At 68.3% G+C, this 4145-nt stretch carries 3 protein-coding genes and 3 pseudogenes; 2 read left to right on the top strand and 4 right to left on the bottom strand.

The window, feature by feature from the left end; all coding sequences use genetic code 11:
• Positions 1-136: 136 nt before the first annotated feature.
• From AB4Y84_RS15050 to AB4Y84_RS15040, 3 genes and pseudogenes are all read right to left on the bottom strand, one after another.
• Positions 137-964: pseudogene (locus AB4Y84_RS15050) on the bottom strand (beta-ketoacyl synthase N-terminal-like domain-containing protein); the annotation flags it as partial.
• Between the two features lie 3 nt (positions 965-967).
• A pseudogene (locus AB4Y84_RS15045) lies at positions 968-1168 on the bottom strand (hypothetical protein); the annotation flags it as partial.
• Between the two features lie 424 nt (positions 1169-1592).
• Positions 1593-1982, bottom strand: coding sequence for an I78 family peptidase inhibitor (locus tag AB4Y84_RS15040; RefSeq protein WP_223497403.1), 390 nt, complete (start codon positions 1980-1982; stop codon positions 1593-1595).
• A 116-nt stretch (positions 1983-2098) separates the two neighbouring features.
• On the opposite strand from AB4Y84_RS15040, the gene AB4Y84_RS15035 reads away from it, so the two are divergent.
• On the top strand, positions 2099-3157 hold the full coding sequence (locus AB4Y84_RS15035) for a DNA topoisomerase IB (RefSeq protein WP_363734190.1): 1059 nt from the start codon (positions 2099-2101) through the stop codon (positions 3155-3157).
• Between the two features lie 3 nt (positions 3158-3160).
• Here the strand turns inward: AB4Y84_RS15035 and AB4Y84_RS15030 are convergent, their stop codons facing one another.
• The gene (locus AB4Y84_RS15030; RefSeq protein ID WP_100461762.1) at positions 3161-3469 is read right to left on the bottom strand and encodes a hypothetical protein; all 309 of its coding nucleotides are present in this window, start codon (positions 3467-3469) and stop codon (positions 3161-3163) included.
• A gap of 217 nt (positions 3470-3686) precedes the next feature.
• Between AB4Y84_RS15030 and AB4Y84_RS15025 the strand changes: the two are divergent.
• Positions 3687-4145 (top strand): annotated as a pseudogene (locus tag AB4Y84_RS15025) (SDR family oxidoreductase); the annotation flags it as partial.

The raw sequence follows: 4145 nt of genomic DNA, 5'->3' as shown, positions 1-4145 counted from the left end.
GCGCTACCGCTCTGGTAGGTGCCACCTTGAACCSGGTGGGTGCCGACCGTTGGTCGGCACGCYTCACCGCTCTCGCCGGGCATGGYCCGGCGCTACCGCTCTGGTAGGTGCCAACCTTGGTTGGCACGCTTTCAGATCACACCCTGCCGAACACCAGAGCCGCGTTGGTGCCACCGAAGCCGAAGCTATTGGACATCACCGTATCCAGCTTCTGCTCGCGGCTTTCGCGCAGGATCGGGAAGCCTTCCACCCTCGGGTCCAGCTCGCCGATGTTGGCCGAGCCGGCCACGAAGCCATCGCGCATCATCAGCAGGCAGTAGATCGCTTCATGCACGCTGGCAGCGCCCAGCGAATGGCCCGACAGCGCCTTGGTCGAGGACAGCGGCGGAATCGTATCGCCGAACACCTCGCGGATCGCACCCAGCTCGGTCACATCGCCCAGCGGGGTCGAGGTGCCGTGGGTGTTGAGGTAATCCAGCGGACGGTCCACGTTCTGCAGCGCCATCTTCATGCAGCGCACGGCGCCTTCGCCGGACGGCGCGACCATGTCGGCGCCATCGGAGGTCACGCCATAGCCGATCAGCTCGGCATGGATGTGCGCGCCACGTGCCACCGCGTGGTCGTAGTCCTCCAGCACCAGCATGCCGCCACCGCCGGCGATGACGAAGCCATCGCGGTCCTTGTCATACGGGCGCGAGGCGCTGGCGGGGGTGTCGTTGAAGCTGGTGGACAGTGCGCCCATCGCATCGAACATCACGCTCATCGACCAGTGCAGGTCTTCACCGCCGCCGGCGAACATGATGTCCTGCGCGCCGTGGCGGATGAGGTCGGCAGCTGCACCGATGCAGTGCGCCGAGGTCGCGCAGGCGGCCGACAGCGAGTAGCTGACGCCCTTGATCTGGAATGCGGTGGCCAGGCAGGCCGACACGGTCGAGCACATCGTGCGCGGCACCATGTAGGGACCCRCAGTGAAGCGCGCGCCGACGGCGATGCCGGCTTCGCTGGCCAGCAGTTTCAGGAAGGCATCGGGGCGGCGCAGCAACAGGCCGCAGCCGTCACCGGTGAGGCCGTCGGCAGCGACACCACCACGGTGGGTCATGCGCGAGAGCGCAGCGATGGCGGTATCGACCAGCAGGCGCGAAGGCTGGTCGTCGAGCTGGGCGACCATGCCAAATCCACAGGCATCGCGCTCGGAGCGCGGGTCGTAAAGCCCTTGGCGGTTGCGGGGGGCCATCTCTACCTCGATGCAGATTGAAATGAACGGGGACACTCCTGCCCGCTCTGTAGAGCACGCCCTGTACGTCATGGTGGAGTGTGCCGCGCATGGCGCGGCCCGTCGGGAAGCCGCTTGGCGCACGCCCATACGGCGTTGCTCACCTTGCGCAGGCACTCGCCTGCGCGGCGGCGCGCGCCTTGTCTGGCCGCACGCCAAGTGTCTTCACACTCACCCTGACGCACACGCCGTGCTCTTCCTGGAGCGCATCATGAGGCCACCGGATGCCTCGACTAGATCACAGGTTGCTGCAACGCCGCAATACACGGTTGCAGGCGCAACCAAAGCACCGGCAAACGCTTTGCCGGCGCGGGGTTCCTCAGCCGCAGCGGACGCCGCTGACCACGTCCTTTGCGTCCACTTCGATGTTCAGGCGGTCGCCCAGGAACTCCATCGTGGTGACGTCATTGGGGTGCAGCACGCGCAGCTGCTTGGCCGCGGCATCTTCCTGGGCCTGCTTGCCGAGCGTCTCGGTATAGGGCTGGCCGACCAGGCTCTGCACCTGGCTGGCGTCACAGTTGCCGACCGGCGGTGCTTCGGTGGCCTTGCCGGCTTCGTCGGCCGGGGCCTTGGCGGCCTCGGCGGCCTGCTGTGCGTGGGCGGTGGCCGAATCCTGCTCATCCAGCGACGGCGCCTGGCAGGCGGTCAGGGCCAGCACGGCCGGCAGCAGCAGGGCGGAGAGGGAACGGGCGCGGATCGGGAACGACATCATGACTCCGGAATGGAAGGGACGGTGAAAGGCCGAGCATAGCGGCGAACCCGCCCTCACGTGTTTGTCTTGCGTTATTGACGTGGCCACGCCGCGCCGATCGGCAGACTGCAGGCATGCCAGCAACCTCCTCACCCGAACGCACCGCCGCGCGCGCCGCCGGCCTGCGCTACGTCGATGACACCCAGCCTGGTTTCAGCCGCGTCCGCGCCGGTAAAGGCTTCTCCTATCGCGATGCCGATGGGCACGCCGTGCGCGATGCCGCCACGCTGCAGCGCATCCGTTCGCTGGCCGTGCCCCCGGCCTACACCGCCGTGTGGATCTGCGCGCATGCCAACGGCCATCTGCAGGCGACCGGCCGCGACGCACGGGGGCGAAAGCAGTACCGCTACCACCCCGATTGGGCGGCCGTTCGCGATGCGGGCAAGTTCGACCGCACCATCGCCTTCGGGGAAGGGTTGCCGAGCCTGCGCCGGCGGCTCAGCCGCGACCTCAAGCGCAGTGGCTTCCCTCGTGAGAAGGTACTCGCGGTGGTGGTGGCGCTGCTGGCCGACACGCTGGTGCGGGTGGGCAACGAGACCTATGCCAAGGAAAACAAATCCTACGGCCTGACCACCCTGCGCAACCGGCACCTGGACCTGCTGCGCGGCGGCCGCGTGCGGATGCGTTTCCGGGGCAAATCAGGACAACTGCATGAGGTGACAGTGGGCGACCGCAAGCTCGGCGCTCTGGTGCGCGGCGTGCAGCAGCTGCCGGGGCAGGCGCTGTTCCAGTACCGCGACGACGAGGGTGTCGTGCAGCCGGTGGATTCAGGGGCGGTGAACGATTATCTGCGCGAAGTGATGGGCGAAGACTTCACCGCCAAGGACTTCCGTACCTGGGGCGGAACGCTGGCGGCCGTGCAGACCTTCGCCGCTACCGGGCTGCCAGAACCGGCCAGCCAGCGCGCGCTGGCCAAGGCGCAACGCGAGGTGGTGTGCCAAGTGGCTGCGCGGCTGGGCAATACGCCAGCGGTATGCCGCAAGGCCTACATCGATCCGTGCGTGTTTGCCGGTTGGGAAAGGGGCGAGCTGACTGCACTGGCGGGCCTGCGCGGCCCGCGGCAGTGGGAGCAGGCGACATTGAAGGTCCTGCGCCGTGCGCGCCGCCTGGCCAAGCGCGCCGGCGCGTCGTAACGGTCAGCCGCAGTAGATGGCAGTGATGTTGTTGGTGCGGCCCTTCTCGATGGTGAGTCGTTCACCGCCTTCGCTGGCGGGCGGCACACGCGGACCGTCGTGACGCAGCACCTGCACGTGCAGGCTGTCGCTGTCGACGCGGGCGCGCTCGACGGTCGCATCCGATGCCGCCAGGCCCACCGCGCCGCGCACCATATCGGAATGGCACTGGCCGGAAATCACGCCATCGATGGGCTGGATCTGGGCGACGGGGCTGCTGCTGCAGGCGGCGAGAGCGAAGCAGACGGCGGCGGTGGCAATGGCATGTTTCATGGGGGACGTTCCTCGTGTTGTGGCCTGCAGGGTGCGACGACAGGCGTGGTGGCGGAATGAATGCCGTGCACGCGATGGACACGGTGCGCTCACTGCTGCCAACAGCCTGCGTGGAGACACTGCATGAGCGGCGCACGCCGCCCCCGGTACTGCGGCGCACGCGCCCCGGTAGTGCCGGCCGCTGGCCGGCAACCCCCATCCCCCCGAGGAGACCTGCATGGCCACCACCAAGAAGACCCCCGCCCGCCGCAAGGCATCGCCGAAGGTACGCAAAGACACCCAGGCGGTGCCAGCCGCCGCCGACGCCACTACATCCGAGCGCCCGCGCGTGGTGAAAACGGCGACCCGCAAGGCCGCCGCTTCCGATCCGCGCGCGGCCCGCGTGGCAGCGCGCCAGCGGCGCCTGCAGGACCAGGAAAAGTCGAAGGACCTGCGCGCGGCGAAGAAGGCAACGAAAAAGGCGACCAAGAAGACCGCCACCCAGGCTGGCCCACGCCGTCAGCCGGAGACGATGCCGGCGCAGCAACTGCCCAAGCCGGGCCATGAGCATGCGCTGGAACTGGCACCGCGCTTCCTCGCCCCGGACTACGTCGGCAGCGGCAAGCTGCAAGGGATGCGGGCGATCGTCACCGGTGGTGATTCCGGCATCGGCCGTGCGGTGGCGGTACTGTTCGCC

The organism is Stenotrophomonas sp. 2YAF22 (assembly GCF_052114665.1).
GTDB classification, from domain to species: domain Bacteria; phylum Pseudomonadota; class Gammaproteobacteria; order Xanthomonadales; family Xanthomonadaceae; genus Stenotrophomonas; species Stenotrophomonas indicatrix.
Note: the sequence above shows the minus strand (reverse complement) of the source record. Positions and strands in the feature narration are given on the sequence as shown.